19 protein-coding genes are annotated in these 18,018 nt (G+C 74.8%); 12 read left to right on the top strand and 7 right to left on the bottom strand.

Going from position 1 to position 18,018, the window contains the following annotated elements:
- Positions 1–12: 12 nt before the first annotated feature.
- The 3 genes from RTG05_RS20515 to RTG05_RS20505 all read right to left on the bottom strand — a co-directional run bounded on the left by RTG05_RS20515 (position 13) and on the right by RTG05_RS20505 (position 1,771).
- Entirely contained in the window at positions 13–528 is a 516-nt protein-coding gene (locus tag RTG05_RS20515; protein WP_166526648.1) for a hypothetical protein, read from the bottom strand.
- Positions 529–596: 68 nt separating this feature from the next.
- Positions 597–1,061: a hypothetical protein gene (locus RTG05_RS20510; RefSeq protein ID WP_166526647.1), complete on the bottom strand. Its 465-nt coding sequence runs from the start codon at positions 1,059–1,061 to the stop codon at positions 597–599.
- 218 nt (positions 1,062–1,279) lie between these two features.
- A complete protein-coding gene (locus RTG05_RS20505) occupies positions 1,280–1,771 on the bottom strand; it encodes a hypothetical protein (RefSeq protein ID WP_166526646.1) in 492 nt (163 codons plus the stop codon).
- Positions 1,772–1,924: 153 nt separating this feature from the next.
- Between RTG05_RS20505 and purS the strand changes: the two genes are divergently transcribed.
- Genes purS through RTG05_RS20485 form a run of 4 tightly spaced genes read left to right on the top strand, consistent with a single transcriptional unit; the run spans position 1,925 to position 5,504 of the window.
- A complete protein-coding gene (gene purS, locus RTG05_RS20500; RefSeq protein WP_166526645.1) occupies positions 1,925–2,164 on the top strand; it encodes a phosphoribosylformylglycinamidine synthase subunit PurS in 240 nt (79 codons plus the stop codon).
- Between the two features lie 3 nt (positions 2,165–2,167).
- Positions 2,168–2,839: a phosphoribosylformylglycinamidine synthase subunit PurQ gene (gene purQ / locus RTG05_RS20495; protein WP_166526644.1), complete on the top strand. Its 672-nt coding sequence runs from the start codon at positions 2,168–2,170 to the stop codon at positions 2,837–2,839.
- A complete protein-coding gene (gene purL / locus RTG05_RS20490; RefSeq protein ID WP_166526643.1) occupies positions 2,836–5,121 on the top strand; it encodes a phosphoribosylformylglycinamidine synthase subunit PurL in 2,286 nt (761 codons plus the stop codon). Before purQ ends, purL begins: the two co-directional genes overlap by 4 nt.
- Positions 5,121–5,504 carry a sterol carrier family protein gene (locus tag RTG05_RS20485; RefSeq protein WP_166526642.1) on the top strand — a complete coding sequence of 128 codons (384 nt, stop codon included), beginning with the start codon at positions 5,121–5,123 and terminating at the stop codon, positions 5,502–5,504. The genes purL and RTG05_RS20485 overlap by 1 nt, the downstream gene beginning before the upstream one ends.
- Before the next feature lie 191 nt (positions 5,505–5,695).
- Here RTG05_RS20485 and RTG05_RS20480 read toward each other — a convergent pair whose 3' ends face one another.
- Positions 5,696–5,833 carry an MFS transporter small subunit gene (locus RTG05_RS20480; RefSeq protein ID WP_166526641.1) on the bottom strand — a complete coding sequence of 46 codons (138 nt, stop codon included), beginning with the start codon at positions 5,831–5,833 and terminating at the stop codon, positions 5,696–5,698.
- Positions 5,830–7,248, bottom strand: a complete 1,419-nt coding sequence (locus RTG05_RS20475) for an OFA family MFS transporter (protein WP_166526640.1) — start codon at positions 7,246–7,248, stop codon at positions 5,830–5,832. The genes RTG05_RS20480 and RTG05_RS20475 overlap by 4 nt, the downstream gene beginning before the upstream one ends.
- Before the next feature lie 230 nt (positions 7,249–7,478).
- Between RTG05_RS20475 and RTG05_RS20470 the strand changes: the two genes are divergently transcribed.
- The 4 genes from RTG05_RS20470 to purM are packed head-to-tail and all read left to right on the top strand — an operon-like array spanning position 7,479 to position 11,828.
- Positions 7,479–8,564: an S-(hydroxymethyl)mycothiol dehydrogenase gene (locus RTG05_RS20470; RefSeq protein ID WP_166526639.1), complete on the top strand. Its 1,086-nt coding sequence runs from the start codon at positions 7,479–7,481 to the stop codon at positions 8,562–8,564.
- On the top strand, positions 8,564–9,172 hold the full coding sequence (locus RTG05_RS20465; RefSeq protein ID WP_166526638.1) for an MBL fold metallo-hydrolase: 609 nt from the start codon (positions 8,564–8,566) through the stop codon (positions 9,170–9,172). The genes RTG05_RS20470 and RTG05_RS20465 overlap by 1 nt, the downstream gene beginning before the upstream one ends.
- Positions 9,173–9,228: 56 nt before the next feature.
- Entirely contained in the window at positions 9,229–10,767 is a 1,539-nt protein-coding gene (gene purF / locus RTG05_RS20460; RefSeq protein ID WP_166526637.1) for an amidophosphoribosyltransferase, read from the top strand.
- Positions 10,764–11,828, top strand: a complete 1,065-nt coding sequence (gene purM, locus RTG05_RS20455; protein ID WP_166526636.1) for a phosphoribosylformylglycinamidine cyclo-ligase — start codon at positions 10,764–10,766, stop codon at positions 11,826–11,828. Before purF ends, purM begins: the two co-directional genes overlap by 4 nt.
- Positions 11,829–11,959: 131 nt before the next feature.
- On the opposite strand, the gene RTG05_RS20450 is transcribed toward purM, so the two are convergent.
- Complete coding sequence (locus RTG05_RS20450) at positions 11,960–12,193, bottom strand: DUF3073 domain-containing protein (protein WP_166526635.1); 234 nt, start codon at positions 12,191–12,193, stop codon at positions 11,960–11,962.
- 168 nt (positions 12,194–12,361) lie between these two features.
- Positions 12,362–13,426 (bottom strand): Glu/Leu/Phe/Val family dehydrogenase, encoded by a 1,065-nt coding sequence (locus tag RTG05_RS20445; protein ID WP_166526634.1) that lies wholly within the window; start codon positions 13,424–13,426, stop codon positions 12,362–12,364.
- Positions 13,427–13,547: 121 nt separating this feature from the next.
- Between RTG05_RS20445 and RTG05_RS20440 the strand changes: the two genes are divergently transcribed.
- From RTG05_RS20440 to RTG05_RS20425, 4 genes are all read left to right on the top strand, one after another.
- Positions 13,548–14,549 carry a sugar ABC transporter substrate-binding protein gene (locus tag RTG05_RS20440; RefSeq protein ID WP_315912093.1) on the top strand — a complete coding sequence of 334 codons (1,002 nt, stop codon included), beginning with the start codon at positions 13,548–13,550 and terminating at the stop codon, positions 14,547–14,549.
- A gap of 104 nt (positions 14,550–14,653) precedes the next feature.
- Positions 14,654–15,595, top strand: coding sequence for an ABC transporter permease (locus RTG05_RS20435; RefSeq protein WP_208104688.1), 942 nt, complete (start codon positions 14,654–14,656; stop codon positions 15,593–15,595).
- Positions 15,592–16,374 (top strand): ATP-binding cassette domain-containing protein, encoded by a 783-nt coding sequence (locus tag RTG05_RS20430; protein ID WP_208104687.1) that lies wholly within the window; start codon positions 15,592–15,594, stop codon positions 16,372–16,374. Before RTG05_RS20435 ends, RTG05_RS20430 begins: the two co-directional genes overlap by 4 nt.
- Before the next feature lie 263 nt (positions 16,375–16,637).
- Positions 16,638–17,942, top strand: coding sequence for a peptidoglycan DD-metalloendopeptidase family protein (locus RTG05_RS20425; protein WP_315912092.1), 1,305 nt, complete (start codon positions 16,638–16,640; stop codon positions 17,940–17,942).
- Positions 17,943–18,018 lie beyond the last annotated feature (76 nt).

Here is an 18,018-nt window from a genome sequence, read left to right as displayed (position 1 = left end):
GGCCCTGGTACCTCAGGGCCGGACGACCGCCGACTCCGGTGAGGTCGGACCGGTCCACCCCAGGAGCACCGGGGTGACCGAGTAGGTCACCTCGCCCTTGGCGTAGCCCTCCGGGTCGGTGCACGACTGAGCGCCGGTCTCCGCGGGGGAGGGCAGGTAGACGTTGCTGCGGCCCTCGTACGTGACGCCCGAGCAGGTGCCGCTGACGATCGTCTCGTGCCGGGCCTGCGCGGTGCCGGGGAAGATCGTGCGCCTAACCAGGTAACCCGGGACCGGGCTGGTGCCGACCGGGCCGGCCGACCACTGCACCACGTAGGTGGTCTGCCCGGTCGCCGGATCGACGACCCTCGCCACCGTCGGCTGCCCGATCTCCGGCATGGACGCCGCCCGTGCCACGGCCGCCCCGCCGCCCGAGGTCGCCCAGCCGGCCGCCGCCGGGCCGGTCGCGCCGAGCAGCAGCCCGAGCACGACCAGGCTGACCACGGCGGTCCGGCGCACGGCGGTCCGGCGCACGGCGGTCCGGCGCATGGCGGTCCTCCTCGGGCGGGACGGGGCGGTGGCCGGGGGCACCGCGGTGCGCGGTGCCCCCGACCCGGTCAGGCGGACTGTGCGGTCAGGGTGACCTGGACGCTGAAGGACGCCCCCTGGCACCCGTCGGCCGCGCTCGTGAGCATGCTCAGCGCGTCCGGCAGCAGCAGGGCGGTGTCCTGCGACTCGGCGGCCAGGCCCGCGGACAGGGCGAGCGGGCCGGCGGTGGCGACGTCCGCGGCGGCGCAGGTCTTGCCTGCCTGCGGCGTCACGGTGACCGCGCCGAAGGTGGCCTGGGTGACCGTCACCGGGAACGGGTTGGGGTTGTCGACGAGGACCTGCAGGTCGGTCGCGCCCCCCGGGTAGAGCCGGTCCTGCGGGGTACCTGCGGACACCTCGAGCGAGGTCACCGTGGCCGCCTGCGACGTCGCCGTGCCCGTACCGCTCACCAGCCACGCGGCCCAGGCCACGCCACCGCCGACGAGGGCGAGGGTCAGCAGGGCGACGACGCTGGATCGCTTGCGCAGGTTCATGAGGGGCCCCCGTGATCATCTCACTGTCCGTAGCGACGGTGTGTCGCTGTGTGTGAACGATCTACGGGACGGCGGGGCAGGGCCGGAAGCCACGGGGGCGGTGCGCCACCCGATCGAGGGGCAGGACGGCTCCGTCGTGGCGCTGCGTCACCTGCTCGCGTCACGGGAGAGAGCTGTGGCGGTCGGGTGCACCGCCGACTCCTCGTCACGGACGGTGACTACGCGGGCGCGGCGACGACGGTCACCTCGACGTCCACCGCGGCGCCCTGGCAGCCCGGTCCGGCGGTGGCCGGCATGCGCAGCGCACCGGGCACCCGCACCGGCACGCCCACGGCGCCGGCCGGCAGCCGCACCGGCTCGGCGAGGTCCACCGGGCCGGTCCGGGCGGGCAGCACGCTGCCCGCCGGGCAGACCCGCCCGGCCACGGCGCGCACGCCGACCGCGCTCAGGCGCACCGCGTGCACCCGCACGGCGGTCGGCCCGGGGTTGCCGACGGTCAGCGCGACGGCGCCCACCTCGGGGGAGGCGTAGCCGGTCGCCGGCTCGGGGAACAGCGCCCCGGCGGGCGCCCCGGCCGAGACGACCAGGGCGGTCGGGCCGGCACCGGCCGGCGCGGCCACCGTGGCCGCGGCAGCGGGCAGCCCCAGGGCGGCGACCGCGGCGGCGACGGCGCACAGCAGCACCGCGGCGAGCCGTCGGGGCGCGGTCACGGCGTCCTCCTCGGTCGCTGCTGCCGGTCGGTCGGTGCGACGGCCGGGCGGCCGTCCTGCAGCAGGAACGGCCGTCCCGGCCGGGCACCTGAGGGGTCCGGGTGCGAACCCACCCGGTCGGGTGAGCGGGGCCTCCCCGGTACCCTCGGCGGCGTGTCCCGGGTGGTCGTCGACGTCGTGCTGAAGCCGGAGATCTCCGACCCGCAGGGGCAGGCGGTGCTCGGCGCGCTCGGCCGGCTGGGCCACGGCGGCGTGCGCAGCGTCCGCCAGGGCAAGCACTTCGTGCTCGAGGTCGACGGGACGCCGGACGAGGCCGAGCTGCGCGAGATCGCCGAGACGCTGCTGGCCAACCCGGTCATCGAGGACGTCGAGCTCCACCTGCCGAGGAGCTGAGGCATGCGCATCGGGGTCGTCACCTTCCCGGGCTCCCTGGACGACGTCGACGCCGCACGCGCGGTCCGGCTGGCCGGCGCGGAGCCCGTCGCGCTCTGGCACGCCGACTCCGACCTGCGCGACGTGGACGCCGTCGTGCTGCCCGGCGGCTTCTCCTACGGCGACTACCTGCGGGCCGGCGCCCTCGCCGCGCGGGCACCGGTGATGCGCGACGTCGTCGACCGGGCCCGCCGGGGCACACCGGTGCTGGGCATCTGCAACGGCTTCCAGGTGCTGTGCGAGGCCGGCCTGCTGCCCGGCGCGCTGACCCGCAACGGCCACCTGCACTTCCGCAACCGCGACCAGGCGCTGCGCGTGGAGCGCACCGGCACCGCCTGGACCAGCGCCTACGCGGCCGGCCAGGAGGTCGTCGTCCCGGTGAAGAACGGTGAGGGCCGCTACGTCGCGGCGCCGGCCGACCTGGACCGCATCGAGGGGGAGGGGCTGGTCGCCGTCCGCTACACCGGCGGCAACCCCAACGGGTCCATGCGCGACATCGCCGGGGTGAGCAGCGCCGACGGCCGCGTCGTGGGCCTCATGCCGCACCCCGAGCACGCGGTGGAGGCCCTCACCGGCCCGTCCACCGACGGGCTCGGCTTCTTCACCAGCGTGCTCGAGGCCACGGTGTCCCGGTGATCGACACCGTCGCGCGGGCGGGGGAGACCCCGGACGAGGAGCAGCCGTACGCCGAGCTGGGGCTCCGCTCCGAGGAGTACCACCGGATCCGGGACATCCTCGGCCGCCGGCCCACCTCCGCCGAGCTGGCGATGTACTCGGTGATGTGGAGCGAGCACTGCTCCTACAAGTCCTCCAAGGTGCACCTGCGCCGGTTCGGGGACCTGCCGCGCAGCGAGGCGCTGCTGGTGGGCATCGGCGAGAACGCCGGCGTGGTCGACGTCGGTGACGGCTACGCGGTCACCTTCAAGGTTGAGTCGCACAACCACCCGAGCTACGTCGAGCCCTACCAGGGTGCGGCGACCGGGGTGGGCGGCATCGTGCGCGACATCCTCACCATGGGCGCCCGGCCGGTCGCGGTCATGGACTCGCTGCGCTTCGGCCGCGCCGACGCCCCGGACACCGCCCGCGTGCTGCCCGGGGTCGTGGCCGGGGTGGGCGGCTACGGCAACTGCCTGGGCCTGCCCAACATCGGCGGGGAACTGCTGTTCGCCGACTGCTACGCCGGCAACCCGCTGGTCAACGCCCTGTGCGTGGGCGTCATGCGGCACGAGGACGTGCACCTGGCCAAGGCCGAGGGCGCCGGCAACAAGGTGGTGCTGTTCGGCGCGCGCACCGGCGGTGACGGCATCGGCGGGGTGTCGGTGCTGGCCAGCGAGACCTTCGACGACGAGCACCGCCCGGCCAAGCGGCCCAGCGTGCAGGTCGGCGACCCGTTCACCGAGAAGCTGCTCATCGAGGCCTGCCTGGAGCTGTTCGCCGCCGACCTGGTCACCGGCATCCAGGACCTCGGCGGCGCCGGGCTGTCCTGCGCGACGTCGGAGCTGGCCAGCGCGGGCACCGGTGGCATGCACGTCGACCTCGACCGCGTCCCGCTGCGCGACCCCACGCTCACCCCGGCCGAGATCCTGATGAGCGAGTCCCAGGAGCGCATGTGCGCGATCGTCGAGCCGGCCAAGGTCGAGGCGTTCCTGGCCGTCTGCGCGAAGTGGGACGTGCTGGCCACCGTCGTCGGTGAGGTCACCGACGGCGACCGGCTGACGGTCGACTGGCACGGGCAGCGGATCGTCGACGTCCCGCCGCGCACCGTCGCCCACGAGGGGCCGGTCTACGACCGCCCGATGCGGCGCCCCGCCGACCTCGACGACCTGCAGGCCGACGACCCGGCCGCGCTGCCCCGCCCGCGGACGCCCGAGCAGCTGGCGGCGCACTGGCTGGCCGTGGTGGCCAGCCCCGACGGCGCGGACAAGACCTGGGTGACCGAGCAGTACGACCGCTACGTCCGCGGGAACACCGTGCTCGCCCACCCCGACGACGCCGGGGTGGTCCGCATCGACGAGGACAGCTCCCGCGGCATCGCGCTGGCCCTCGACGGCAACGGCCGGTACGCCCGGCTGGATCCCTACGCCGGCACGCAGCTCAACCTCGCCGAGGCCTACCGCAACGTGGCGGTGAGCGGCGCGCGGCCGCTGGCCGTCACCAACTGCCTGAACTTCGGCTCCCCGGAGGAGCCCGAGGTGATGTGGCAGTTCGCCGAGGCCGTGCGCGGGCTGGCCGACGGCTGCCGCGAGCTGGGTCTGCCGGTCACCGGCGGCAACGTGAGCCTCTACAACCAGACCGGCGACGTCGCGATCGACCCGACGCCGGTGATCGGCGTCCTCGGCGTGCACGACGACGTCCGCCGGCGGGTGCCCACCGGCTGGCGGACGGCGGGGGAGACGGTGCTGCTGCTCGGGGTCACCCGGCCGGAGTTCGGTGGGTCGGCGTGGGCGTCGGTGGCGCACGGCCACCTCGGCGGCCGCCCGCCCGCGGTCGACCTGGCGGCCGAGCGGTCGCTGGCCGAGCTGCTGGCCGCACTGGGCCGTGAGGGGCTGGTCACCTCCGCCCACGACCTGGCCGACGGCGGCCTGGCGCAGGTGCTGGCCGAGTCGGCGCTGCGGTACGGCACCGGCGCCGCGCTGCGGCTGGGTGAGGACCCGTTCACCGCGCTGTTCAGCGAGTCCGCCGCGCGGGCCGTGGTCACCACGACCGACCCGGAGGCGGTGCGGGTCACCGCCGAGTGGGCCGGCGTCCCGGTCACCGAGCTGGGCACGACCGGCGGGGACGCCCTGCTCGTCGAGGGCGTCGCCGCGCTGCCGCTGGCCGAGCTGCGCGCCGCGTGGACGGCGACCCTCCCGGCGCTGTTCGGTGCGCCCGAGGACGCGGTGGGCACCGTGCCGGCGGGGACGGTCCCGACCAGCTGATGCCCGGCGCCGCCCCGATCCCGGCCGAGCAGCTGCGGGCCGCCGTCGAGCCGGCGCGGGCCTGGCTCGCGGGGGAGGCCGAGCAGCCGCCGCGGGCGGTGCTGGGGGCGGCGGTGCGGACGAGTGCCCGCTGGCTGGCCCAGCAGGTGCCCGGCCGGTCGGTCGAGCTGCGGGTGCCGCCGCACGTCGCCGTCCAGCTGGTGCCGGGGCCCCGGCACACCCGGGGCACACCGCCCAACGTGGTGGAGACCGACGCCGCGACCTGGCTGCGGCTGGCCACCGGCGAACTGGCCTGGGCCGACGCGCTGGCCGACGGGCGGGTCAGCGCCAGCGGCGCCCGCGCCGACCTGTCACAGCACCTGCCCTTGGTGCCGCTGAGGTGAGCCGCCCTGCGGGGGCCGTGCCCGGGGCGGGCCCGGAGGGTCCCCGCCGGGTGCGGCGGATGGGGCTCCACGCGGCAGGGGACCGCACCTGGTCGCGGTGTCGGCCGGCAGGCCGACGGTGTACACGGCACAGCGCCCCCGCCCGGGGGTCCGGACGGGGGCGCTGCGGGTGGTGCCGTGGTGGCCGTGGATCAGCTGAACAGGGCGCTGGCGGCCTTGACCGCGTTGTACAGCCCGTAGGCCAGCGGGACGCCCACGAGGGTCCAGGCGAACCCGATCAGGGCGACCGGGGTGTGCGTCTGCTGCCGGTCGGCGGCGGGGTGGCTCATCGGGCGGCGCTCCTCTCGGGGTTGGCGCGGGCGGCGGCCGGGGTGGTGGCCGTGGGCTCGAAGTACCTGCTGGACACCGGACGGACCATCAGGTTGGCGATGAAGCCGACGATGAGCAGCCCCACCATGATGAACAGCGCCGGGCGGTAGTTCGCCGCCACCAGCTGCCCCGGGGTGCCCTGGGTGTCCAGGACGCCGTTGACGATCAGCGGCCCGGCGATACCGGCGGCCGCCCACGCGGTCAGCAGCCGGCCGTGGATGGCGCCCACCTGGTAGGTGCCGAACAGGTCGCGCAGGTAGGCCGGGATGGTGGCGAACCCGCCGCCGTAGAACGACAGGATCACGGCCGCGCAGATGACGAACAGCCAGGTCGCGGAGCTGCCCACGGTGGCCAGCAGGACGTAGAAGACCGCCCCGACGCCGAGGTAGACCATGTAGATCGGCTTGCGGCCGATGTAGTCCGAGGTGGAGGACCACACGATCCGGCCGGCCATGTTGAACAGCGACAGCAGGCCGACGAAGCCGGCCGCCGTGGCGGCGGCCACGGTGGAGGTCTCGCCGGTGCGGAAGAAGTCCTGGATCATCGGCGCGGCCTGCTCGAGGATGCCGATGCCCGCGGTGACGTTGCAGAACAGCACCGTCCACAGCAGCCAGAACTGCGGGGTCTTGATCGCGTTGGCCGCGGACACGTTGTCCGTGGTGACCAGGGCCTTCTTCTTCACCGACGCCGGGTCGAAGCCGGTGGGACGCCAGTCGTCGGCCGGCACGCGGACGATGAAGGCGCCGAACATCATGAAGACCAGGTAGACGGCGGCCAGCGTGAAGAACAGCGCCGCGACGGCGTCGCCGTCGGGCACGGTGCCGGCCACGGTCGGGTCGTAGGCCGGGTCGTACCAGCTCATCAGCTCACGCGACAGCGGCGAGGCGATCAGCGCACCGCCACCGAAGCCCATGATGGCCATGCCGGTGGCCAGGCCCGGCCGGTCCGGGAACCACTTGATCAGCGTGGAGACCGGCGAGATGTAGCCGATGCCCAGGCCGATGCCGCCGATGACGCCGTAGCCGAGGTACACCAGCCACAGCTGGCGGGTCTCGATGCCCAGACCACCCACCACGAAGCCGGTGACCCAGAAGACGGCGGAGGTGAACATCGCCGCGCGCGGGCCGTTGCGGTCCACCCACGTGCCGAACAGCGCGGCCGACAGGCCGAGCATCACGATGGCGATCGAGAAGATGATGCCGATCGCGGTCAGCGTGGACTCGAAGTGCGAGACCAGGGCGGCCTTGTAGACGCTGGTCGCGTACGCCTGGCCGATGCACAGGTGCACCGCCAGGGCCGCCGGCGGGATCAGCCAGCGGTTGAAGCCGGGACGCGCGACGATGCGCTCCCGGGCCAGGAAACTCGGTACTGCCACGAACGGACCTCCGGTCAGGAATCACCCGGGTTCCCCCGGCGGACGGGTCTGTGCGCGAGGTCACGGACCCGCGGGAACGGTACGTCCCCGTCGCCCGTATGGCTCGGCAGGTGAGGACTCTCACTTGAGGCGGGAGACCGCATCTTTGCCCGCCACCGGCGCGCGCGCCACTCGGGGGCACGCCACTCGTCGCCGGTGGCCGGCCCGCGGACCCGGCATAGGCTCCCGCCATGGCCTACCAGGTGAAGGGCGTCGTCGCCCGTGGGAAGGGTGCTCCGGTCACCGTCGAGACGATCACCGTGCCCGACCCGGGTCCCGGTGAGGCGGTCGTCGACGTCCAGGCGTGCGGCGTGTGCCACACCGACCTGCACTACCGCGAGGGCGGCATCACCGACGAGTTCCCGTTCCTGCTCGGCCACGAGGCCGCCGGCACCGTGGCCGCCGTCGGCGAGGGCGTCACGAACGTGACCGTGGGCGACTTCGTCGTCCTCAACTGGCGGGCGGTGTGCGGCCAGTGCCGGGCCTGCGCCAAGGGCGAGCCGCAGTACTGCTTCGCCACGCACAACGCCGCGCAGAAGATGACGCTGGCCGACGGCACCGAGCTGTCCCCGGCGCTGGGCATCGGCGCGTTCGTGGAGAAGACGCTGGTGCACTCCGGCCAGTGCACGAAGGTGGACCCGGCCGCACCGGCCACCGCCGCCGGCCTGCTCGGCTGCGGCGTCATGGCCGGCGTCGGCGCGGCGGTCAACACCGGCGGCGTGCGCCGCGGGGAGTCGGTGGCCGTGTTCGGCTGCGGTGGTGTCGGCGACGCCGCCATCGCCGGGGCGAAGCTGGCCGGCGCGACCACCATCGTCGCCGTCGACGTCGACGACCGGAAGCTGGAGTGGGCGCGGCGGTTCGGCGCCACCCACACCGTCAACTCCCGGCAGACCGACGCGGTCGAGGCGATCAAGGGGCACACCGGCGGGTTCGGCGTGGACGTCGCCATCGACGCGGTCGGGCACCCGGCGGTGTTCGAGCAGGCCTTCTACTCCCGCGACCTCGCCGGTCGGGTGGTGCTGGTCGGCGTGCCCACCCCCGACATGCAGATCACCCTCCCGCTGATCGAGGTCTTCGGCCGGGGCGGGGCGGTGAAGTCCTCCTGGTACGGCGACTGCCTGCCGTCGCGGGACTTCCCGCTGCTGGTCGACCTCTACCGGCAGGGCCGCTTCCCGCTGGAGGAGTTCGTCAGCGAGACCATCGGCATCGACGACGTGGAGACGGCGTTCGAGAAGATGCACCGCGGCGAGGTGCTGCGCAGCGTGGTCGTCCTCTGATGGCAGCGCGCATCGAGAAGGCCGTCGTCTCCGGGGTCTTCAGCCTCGACGGGCAGGACTTCGACGTCGACAACAACGTCTGGCTGGTCGGGGACGACGAGGAGGTGCTCGTCGTCGACGCCCCGCACGACGCCGCCCCGATCCTGGCCGCGGTCGGCGGGCGCCGGGTGACCGCGATCGTGCTCACCCACGGGCACAACGACCACGTCACCGCCGCCGTCGACCTGCGCGCGGCGACCGGGGCGCCGATCTGGTTCCCCCCCGCCGACCGGATGCTCTGGGACGTGGTGCACCCCGACGCCGCCCCGGACTCCGACCTGGCGGAGGGCACCCGGTTCACCGTCGCCGGGACGACGCTGACCGCGCTGCACACCCCCGGGCACTCGCCGGGCAGCACCTGCCTGCACGCCCCGGACCTGCGGGCCGTCTTCACCGGCGACACGCTGTTCGCCGGCGGGCCCGGCGCCACCGGCCGCTCGTTCAGCGACCACCCGACCATCGTCCGGTCCATCCGGGACCGGCTGCTCACCCTGCACGGGGACACCGTCGTGCACACCGGGCACGGCGAGGACACCCGCATCGCCGCCGAGCTGGGCACCGTCCGCTGAGCCCCGGGTGGCACGCGCCACCCGGGCCGGGACGCCGGCGCCGGTAGGCTCACGGGGTGCCTCGCGGTGACGGACGGCTGACGCACGCCCTCGACCCCTCGTCTCCCGGACCCCAGGACGCCTGCGGCGTCTTCGGCGTCTGGGCGCCGGGGGAGGAGGTCGCCAAGCTGACCTACTTCGGTCTCTACGCCCTGCAGCACCGCGGCCAGGAGGCGGCGGGCATCGCCGTCTCCGACGGCGCCTCGGTGGTCGTCTACAAGGACCTCGGGCTGGTCAGCCAGGTGTTCGACGAGGCCACGCTGGGCAGCCTGCGCGGCCACCTCGCCGTCGGGCACACCCGGTACTCCACGACCGGTGCCTCGACCTGGGAGAACGCCCAGCCCACCTTCCGGACGACCGACGCCGGCACCGGGCTGGCGCTGTGCCACAACGGGAACCTGGTGAACACCGCGGAGCTCGCCTCCCGCGCGGCCGACGACGGGGTGCCCGGGGCGTTCAGCTCGACCACCGACTCCGACCTGGTGACCGCGCTGATCGCCGCCCGCCCCGACCTGTCGGTCGAGGCCGCCGCGATGGAGGTGCTGCCGCAGCTGCGCGGGGCCTTCAGCTTCACCTTCATGGACGAGACCACCCTCTACGCCGCCCGTGATCCGCAGGGCGTGCGGCCGCTGGTGCTCGGCCGGCTGGAGCGCGGCTGGGTGGTCGCCAGCGAGACGGCGGCCCTGGACATCGTGGGCGCCTCCGTCGTCCGCGAGGTGGAGCCCGGCGAGCTGATCGCCGTCGACGAGGACGGCCTGCGCAGCCAGCACTTCGCCGCGGCGCAGCCGAAGGGCTGCGTGTTCGAGTACGTGTACCTGGCCCGGCCGGACACCACGATCAGCGGGCGCGGCGTGCACGCCGCGCGGGTGGAGATCGGCCGGCGGCTGGCCCGCGAGCACCCGGCCGACGCCGACCTGGTCATCTCCGTGCCGGAGTCCGGCACCCCGGCCGCCGTCGGCTACGCCGAGGCCTCCGGCATCCCCTACGGCATCGGCCTGGTGAAGAACTCCTACGTCGGGCGGACCTTCATCCAGCCCAGCCAGACCATCCGCCAGCTGGGCATCCGGCTCAAGCTCAACCCGCTGCGCGACGTCATCCGCGGCAGGCGGCTGGTCGTCGTCGACGACTCGATCGTGCGCGGAAACACCCAGCGCGCGCTGATCCGCATGCTGCGCGAGGCCGGGGCGGTCGAGGTGCACGTGCGGATCTCCTCCCCGCCGGTGAAGTGGCCGTGCTTCTACGGCATCGACTTCGCCAGCCGCGCCGAGCTGATCGCCAACGGCCTGGACGTCGACGGCGTGCGCGCCTCGATCAACGCCGACTCGCTGGCCTACGTCTCCGAGCAGGGCCTGATCGCGGCCACCGAGCAGCCGGTCAACCGGCTGTGCACGGCGTGCTTCACCGGCTCCTACCCGATCCCGCTGGCCGAGCCGACCGTGTTGGGCAAGCACGTGCTGGAGGGCATCGAGCGCCGCGCCGTCACCGGCTGGACCGGGCAGCAGGCCGGCAGCGCCACCGTGCCGGGCGGCGCGGACGACGCGCTGACCCGCCCGTGACGGAACCCGGGCGGTTCACCTACGCCGCCTCGGGCGTCGACATCGACGCCGGCGAGCGCGCCGTCACCCTCATGCGGACGGCGGTCGAGGCGACCAACCGGCCCGAGGTGGTCGGTGGCCTGGGCGGCTTCGCCGGGCTGTTCGCGCTGGACACCGCCCGCTACCGCCGGCCGCTGCTGGCCTCCTCGACCGACGGCGTCGGCACCAAGACCGCGCTGGCCCGGCAGCTGGACCGGCACGACACCGTCGGCATCGACCTGGTCGCGATGGTCGTCGACGACCTGGTCGCCTGCGGCGCGGAGCCGCTGTTCCTGCAGGACTACGTGGCCTGCGGGCAGGTGGTGCCCGAGCGCGTCGCCGCCATCGTCACCGGCATCGCCACCGGCTGCCGGCTGGCCGGGGCGGCGCTGGTCGGCGGGGAGACCGCCGAGCACGGCGACCTGATGGCCCCCGACGACTACGACCTGGCCGCGACCGCCGTGGGCGTCGTGGAGGCCGACGCGGTGCTGGGCCCCGAGCGGGTCCGGGACGGCGACGCCGTCGTGGCGATGGCGTCGTCGGGCTTCCACTCCAACGGCTTCTCGCTGGTGCGCCGGGTGGTCGCCGCGGCCGGGCTGGACCTCGCCGCGACGCCGGCCGGGCTGGACCGCCCACTGGGCGAGGTGCTGCTCGAGCCCACGCGCGTCTACGCGCTGGACTGCCTCGCGCTGGTGGACCGCTTCGGCGTCGACGGCGTGCACGCCTACGCGCACATCACCGGCGGCGGGCTCGCCGGCAACACCGCGCGGGTCGTCCCCGACGGGCTCACTGCCGTGCTCGACCGCGGCACCTGGGCGCTGCCGGCGGCCGTCGCGCTCCTGGAGGAGCACGGCGTGCCGCGCGCGGAGTCCGAGCGGGCGTTCAACTGCGGCGTCGGCATGGTGGCCGCGGTCGACCCGGCCGTCGCCGACGACGTGGTGGCCGCCCTGGGTGCCCGTGGCGTGCCCGCGTGGGTCGTCGGCACCGTCGGCCCCCGGACCGGCGCCGACCCCGCCCGGCTGGTCGGCACCTACCGCGGCTGAGGGAGGACCCGGTCCTCGTTCCGCCAATATCGTGATAAAGGCGGGATCGGGTGCGCACGGCGACGCCGCGACTCCCGGGGGAGTCGCGGCGTCGTCCGGTCCGACCGTGTCGACGGGACCGTGCCCGCCGGCTACCGGCTGGCGGCTACGCCGTCCAGGCCGTCGTCGTCGTCACCGTCCGCCCAGCGGTCGGTGTAGTCGTCCTCGTCGTCGTCGTCATCCGTGCTCGCCCGGGAGGGCGCGGTGTACGTCGACGGCGAGCCGGTCAGCTCGCGCTGCAAGGCGGAGAGATCGGTGTTCGGTGAGCTGTACTTGAGCTCACGGGCCACGCGTGTCTGCTTGGCCTTCGCTCGGCCGCGCCCCATCGGCTCGACCCCCTCGTTACGGAGTACGGGAGCCCAGCTCCGGGCTGGACGGCCCGCGTGGCGACCCCGACTGAGTGACTCTGTCCCGAGCGAGCTTACGACACGGACCGACGACCGGCACACAGCCCCGTCCGGTGCGCCACCCGGACGTGGGGGAGAGGTGCTCGCTCAGCGGGGCAGCCGGATGGTGGCCAGCCGGCCGACCGAGGCGATCCGCTCCTCGGCCAGCCGGTCGGCGGCCACGGCGGGGGAGACGCCGGCGTCGTCGGCGGCCCGGAACACCCGCAGCGCGACGTCGAAGATCCCGGTGGCCCGGGCCTCGGCCCGCGCGAAGGAGAAGCCGTGCCGCTCGTCCTCCACCTGGATGACGCCGCCGGCGTTGACCAGGTAGTCGGGGGCGTAGAGGACGCCGCGGCGCAGCAGCTCGTCGGCGGTGCCGGCGTGCGCGAGCTGGTTGTTGGCCCCGCCGCAGACGATCTCGGCCTCCAGCTCGGCGACCGTCGCGTCGTCCAGAGCGCCGCCCAGGGCGCAGGGGGCGTAGACGTCGCTGGGGGTGCGCACCAGCGTGGCGGTGTCGGAGACCGCGTCCACGCCGGGGTGGCGGGCCAGCACCCGCTCCACCGCGCCGGCGTCCACGTCGGTGACCACCACGTCGGCGCCGTCCTCGACCAGCCGGTCGACCAGCCAGCTGCCCACCTTGCCCACCCCGGCCACGCCGACGGTGCGCCCGGCCAGCGACGGCTTGCCCCAGCGGTGCTGCGCGGCCGCCCGCATGCCCTGGAAGACGCCGTGGGCGGTGAGCACCGAGGAGTCCCCGCAGCCGCCGTGGGCGGTGGACCGGCCGTGCGCGAAGCGGGTCTCCCGGGCGACGACGTCGAGGTCGGCGTTGTACGTGCCGACGTCGCAGGCGGTCAGGTACCGCCCGCCGAGGGACTCCACGAACCGGCCGTAGGCGCGCAGCAGCGCCTCGGTCTTGTCGGTGTGCGGGTCCCCGATGATGACGGCCTTGCCGCCGCCGAGGTCCAGGCCGGCCAGGCTGTTCTTGTAGGTCATGGCCCGGGACAGGGCGAGCGCGTCGGCGACGGCGGCGTCCTCGTCGGCGTAGGGGTGGAAGCGGGTGCCGCCCAGCGCCGGCCCCAGCGCCGTGGAGTGGATCGCGATCACCGCCCGCAGCCCGGAGGCCGGGTCGGAGCAGAAGACGACCTGTTCGTGACCGGAGCGGAGTACGTCCACGGCAGGAGCCTAGGGCGCGGCGGCTCGCCCGTCCGGGTGCCCGGGACGCCTGCCCGTCGGAGGGGGCGGGCATGATCCTGGGGCCGGACACCGGCGCTGCACTCCCGGGAGGACACCGCACATGGCCGAACCGAAGCGACTGCTGGCGCTCGTGCTCGCCGCGCCCCTGCTGCTCGCCGCCTGCACCACCGGCGACGGCGGGGACGGCGGCGCAGCCCCGGACGGCGGCGGCACGGGTGCCGGCGGCGGGGGCGGCGGCGGCGGCGAGCTGAGCGTCGCGGTGGTCACGCACGGTTCGGCCGGCGACGCGTTCTGGGACGTCGTGCAGAACGGCGCCGAGGCGGCCGGGGAGGACCTCGGCGTCGCCGTCGACTACCAGAGCGACGGCGACCCGCAGCGGCAGTCCCAGCTGGTCGACGCCGCGGTCAACTCCGGCGTCGACGGCATCGTCGTCTCGATGGCCAACCCCGACGCGCTGGAGGACTCCGTCACCGCCGCGGTCCGGGCCGGCATCCCGGTGGTCACGGTCAACTCCGGCGGCGACCGGTCCACGGAGTTCGGCGCCATCGGCCACGTCGGCCAGGACGAGACGGTGGCCGGCCGGGGGGCGGGTGAGCGGCTGGCCGCCGACGGCACGCAGAACGTGCTGTGCGTCGTCCACGAGGCCGGCAACATCGGCCTGGAACAGCGCTGCGCCGGTGCCGCCGAGGGCCTGGGCCGGCCGCTCACCCCGCTGCAGGTGGACGTCAACGACCTGCCCGGAGCGCAGTCCACGATCACCTCGCAGCTGCAGGCCGACCCGTCCATCGACGGCGTTCTCGCGCTGAACTCCGCGGTGGCCGGCGTGGCGGTGGACGCGGTCGCCGCCGCCGGCTCGGAGGCGCGGGTGGCCACCTTCGACCTCGACCAGGACGTCATCGCGGGCATCCAGGCCGGGGACGTCGCGTTCGCCGTCGACCAGCAGCAGTACCTGCAGGGCTACCTGCCGGTGTCGATGGTCAAGCTGTACGCGGAGAACCTGAACACCGTCGGCGGGGGGCAGCCGGTGCTGACCGGCCCGGCCATCGTCGACGCCGGCACCGTCGACGCGATCGCCGACCTGGCCTCGGCCGGGACCCGCTGAGCACCGCGACGCGGGCCCCGGAGCGGGCCGACGAGCGGGTCGCCGCCGTCGGCCCGCTGCGCCGCCTGCTGGTCCGCCCCGAGCTGGGCGCGCTCGTCGGGGCCGTGGCGGTGTTCGTGTTCTTCGCCGCCCAGTCGTCGGTGTTCCGGTCCCTGGGCGGTGTGGCCAACTGGCTGGACCCGGCCTCGACGCTGGGCATCATGGCCGTCGCGGTGGCCCTGCTGATGATCGGCGGGCACTTCGACCTGTCGGCCGGCGTCATGACCGGGACGACGGCACTGACCGTCGGGATCGTGGCCACCGAGCTGGACCAGAACATCTGGGTGGCCATCGCCGTCGCGCTGGTGCTGGCCCTCGCGCTGGGCTTCTGCAACGGCTGGCTGGTCACCCGCACCGGGCTGCCCAGCTTCATCATCACGCTGGGCAGCTTCCTCATGCTGCAGGGCCTGAACCTGGGGCTGACCAAGACGTTCACCGGCACCGTGTCGGCCGGGGGGATCGCGGAGGCACCCGGCTACGGCGGCGCGGAGTGGGTGTTCGCCTCCCGCGTGGAGCTCGCCGGCGTGGAGTTCCGCATCGCGATCGTGTGGTGGCTGCTGGCCACCGCGCTGGCCACCTGGGTGCTGCTGCGCACCCGCTTCGGCAACTGGGTCTTCGCCACCGGCGGCGACGAGGTGGCGGCCCGCAACGTCGGCGTCCCGGCGCGGCGGACCACCATCACGCTGTTCATGACCACGGCGGTCGCGGCCTGGTTCGTCGGCACCACGCTGGCCGTCCGGCTGACCTCGGTGCAGGCCAACACCGGCATCGGCCAGGAGCTCATCTACATCGTCGCCGCGGTCATCGGCGGGTGCCTGCTGACCGGCGGGTTCGGCTCGGCGGTCGGCGCCTCGCTGGGCGCGCTGGTGTTCGGCATGACCCAGCTCGGCATCGTCTACCTGCGGTGGGACGCCGACTGGTTCTACTTCTTCCTCGGCGCGATGCTGCTGCTCGCCGTGCTGGCCAACCGGGCGGTCCGCCGCTACGCCGAGGCGGCCCGCAGGTGAACCCGCCGCTGGTGGAGCTGCGGGACGTCGGCAAGGACTTCGGCGCGGTCATCGCCCTCGACGGCGTCAGCACCACGGTGCGGGCCGGCGAGGTCACCTGCGTGCTCGGCGACAACGGCGCGGGCAAGTCCACGCTGATCAAGGTGCTCGCCGGCGTGCACCGGCCCGACCGCGGTCAGCTGCTGCTCGACGGCGTCCCCGTGCAGTTCAGCGCGCCGCGCGACGCCCTGGACGCCGGGATCGCCACGGTCTACCAGGACCTGGCGATGATCCCGCTGATGGCGATCTGGCGGAACTTCTTCCTGGGTGCGGAGCCCACGCGCGGCCGTGGCCCGTTCCGCCGCTTCGACACCGCCCACGCCCGGGAGGTCACCCGCCGCGAGCTGCTGGCGATGGGCATCGACATCCGCGACCCCGACCAGCCGGTCGGCACCCTCTCCGGCGGCGAGCGGCAGTCGGTCGCCATCGCCCGCGCCGTCCACTTCGGCGCCCGGGTGCTGATCCTCGACGAGCCGACGTCGGCGCTGGGCGTCAAGCAGGCCGGCATCGTGCTGCGCTACATCGCCCAGGCCCGCGACCGCGGGGTCGGCGTGGTGTTCATCACCCACAACCCGCACCACGCGCACCCGGTCGGTGACCGGTTCCTGCTGCTCGGGCGGGGTCGCGGTCTGGGGGACCTCGCGAAGGGCGAGGTCAGCGTCGAGGAGCTCACCCGGTTGATGTCCGGCGGGTCCGAGCTGGACCGGCTCGCCGGTGAGCTGGGCAGGCCGGCGGGGTAGAAAGGACGCGGCCACCCCTCAAGGTCACCCACTCGGGTGACGACAACAGGAGGGACAGGAGTGGGGCAGGGGCCCCGTGTGCCCGGTGGGACAGCCGTGCCGCGTGGGAACCGACGGGACCGGAGTGACGCTGTCACGCTCGGTCCGCCCACCGACGCACCCCTTCCCCTGGGAGCGACATGCTGCACAGCCGTCCTCACCGGCGCTCGCGCGCGACCGTCCCGGTCGCACACCGCCGCCCGGGCGCACGGGTGGTGCAGGGCGTGCTCGCCGGCGTCGTCACCGCGACGGTCGTGCTCACCGGCGCCGCTCCGGTGAGCGCCGCCCCCGAGCCCCCCAACCCCACCGACGAGCAGCTCGGTGAGGCGCAGTCGTCGCAGGACGCCGCCGCCGCGGAGGTCGGCCGGATCGGGGCCCTGGTGGCCCAGGCGGAGTCGGAGCTGGAGCGCTACGCCTACCAGGCCGAGGCCGCCGGCACCGCCTACCTGGCCGCCGAGGAGGCGCTGGTCCAGGCGCAGGCCGAGGCCGCGCGGACGGCGCTGGAGCTGGAGGCCGCGGTCGCCGCCGTGGACGCGGCCATGGCCCGCATCGCCGGCTTCTCCCGCGACAGCTACATGAACGGCAACACCCTGTCCACGGCCGCCGCGTTGCTGGACGCCGACGGGCCGGCCGAGCTGGTGCAGACCGCCGCGATGCTGGACTACGTCTCGGCCAACCACCTCGACGTGCTCGGCCAGCTCGAGATCGCCCAGGTGCAGCAGGCCAACGCCGACTCCGCGGCCCGCGCCGCCCGCGACAAGACCGCCCAGGCCGAGGCCGCCGCGGCCGCCGCCAAGGCCGAGGCCGACCGGCAGCTGTCCGCCCAGCGCGCCGCCTACGACCAGGTCTCCGCGCAGAAGGCCGACTACGAGGCCCAGCTGCAGGCCGCGGAGATCGAGCTGCTGCGCCTGCAGGGCGCCCGCAACGCGTTCGAGGAGTGGCAGGCGCAGAAGGCCGCCGAGGAGGCGGCAGCCGCCGAGGCAGCCCGCCGCGCCGAGCAGGAGGCGGCCGCCGCGGCCGCCGCCGCCCGCGCCGCGGCCCGCAGCCAGAGCTCCGGCTCCGGCAGCTCGTCGTCGTCGTCCTCGTCGTCGTCCTCGTCCTCGTCGTCGTCCTCCGGCGGCTCGGGCCCCTACGTCACGCCGACCTCGGGTCGCACCTCCAGCTGCTACGGCATGCGCTGGGGCACCCTGCACGGCGGCGTGGACATCGCCGCCCCCATCGGCACGCCGATCTACGCCGCGCACTCCGGCGTCGTCGCCCGGGCCGGCACGGCCACCGGCTTCGGCTACGCGGTCTACATCCGCGGGGACGACGGCGCGATCACCGTCTACGGGCACGTCAACGAGTACTTCGTCAGCGCCGGCGAGCGGGTGGTCGCCGGCGAGCGGATCGCCACGGTCGGCAACCGCGGCCAGTCCACCGGCCCGCACCTGCACTTCGAGGTGCACCCCGGCGGGGCGCTGCACGGCGGCCAGGTCGACCCGGTGCCGTGGCTGCGCGCCCGCGGGGCGAGCATCAGCGGCTGTTAGGAGGACCACCCCTCCCCCCACGCCTCGCACGCGCAGGCGGAGGGTCCCTGAGGAGTGGCCGTTCCAGGCCGTCACC

The sequence above is a fragment of the Geodermatophilus sp. DSM 44513 genome (assembly GCF_032460525.1).
GTDB lineage: Bacteria > Actinomycetota > Actinomycetes > Mycobacteriales > Geodermatophilaceae > Geodermatophilus.
Note: the sequence above shows the minus strand (reverse complement) of the source record. Positions and strands in the feature narration are given on the sequence as shown.

Excerpts from the sequence above, each read along its gene's own strand:
- RTG05_RS20450 (WP_166526635.1), bottom strand. The coding sequence starts at position 12,193 with ATGGGGCGCGGCCGAGCGAAGGCCAAGCAGACACGCGTGGCCCGTGAG.
- RTG05_RS20470 (WP_166526639.1), top strand. The coding sequence starts at position 7,479 with ATGGCCTACCAGGTGAAGGGCGTCGTCGCCCGTGGGAAGGGTGCTCCG.
- RTG05_RS20485 (WP_166526642.1), top strand. The coding sequence starts at position 5,121 with ATGCCCGGCGCCGCCCCGATCCCGGCCGAGCAGCTGCGGGCCGCCGTC.
- RTG05_RS20480 (WP_166526641.1), bottom strand. The coding sequence starts at position 5,833 with ATGAGCCACCCCGCCGCCGACCGGCAGCAGACGCACACCCCGGTCGCC.
- RTG05_RS20465 (WP_166526638.1), top strand. The coding sequence starts at position 8,564 with ATGGCAGCGCGCATCGAGAAGGCCGTCGTCTCCGGGGTCTTCAGCCTC.
- RTG05_RS20515 (WP_166526648.1), bottom strand. The coding sequence starts at position 528 with ATGCGCCGGACCGCCGTGCGCCGGACCGCCGTGCGCCGGACCGCCGTG.
- purQ (WP_166526644.1), top strand. The coding sequence starts at position 2,168 with ATGCGCATCGGGGTCGTCACCTTCCCGGGCTCCCTGGACGACGTCGAC.
- RTG05_RS20440 (WP_315912093.1), top strand. The coding sequence starts at position 13,548 with ATGGCCGAACCGAAGCGACTGCTGGCGCTCGTGCTCGCCGCGCCCCTG.
- RTG05_RS20510 (WP_166526647.1), bottom strand. The coding sequence starts at position 1,061 with ATGAACCTGCGCAAGCGATCCAGCGTCGTCGCCCTGCTGACCCTCGCC.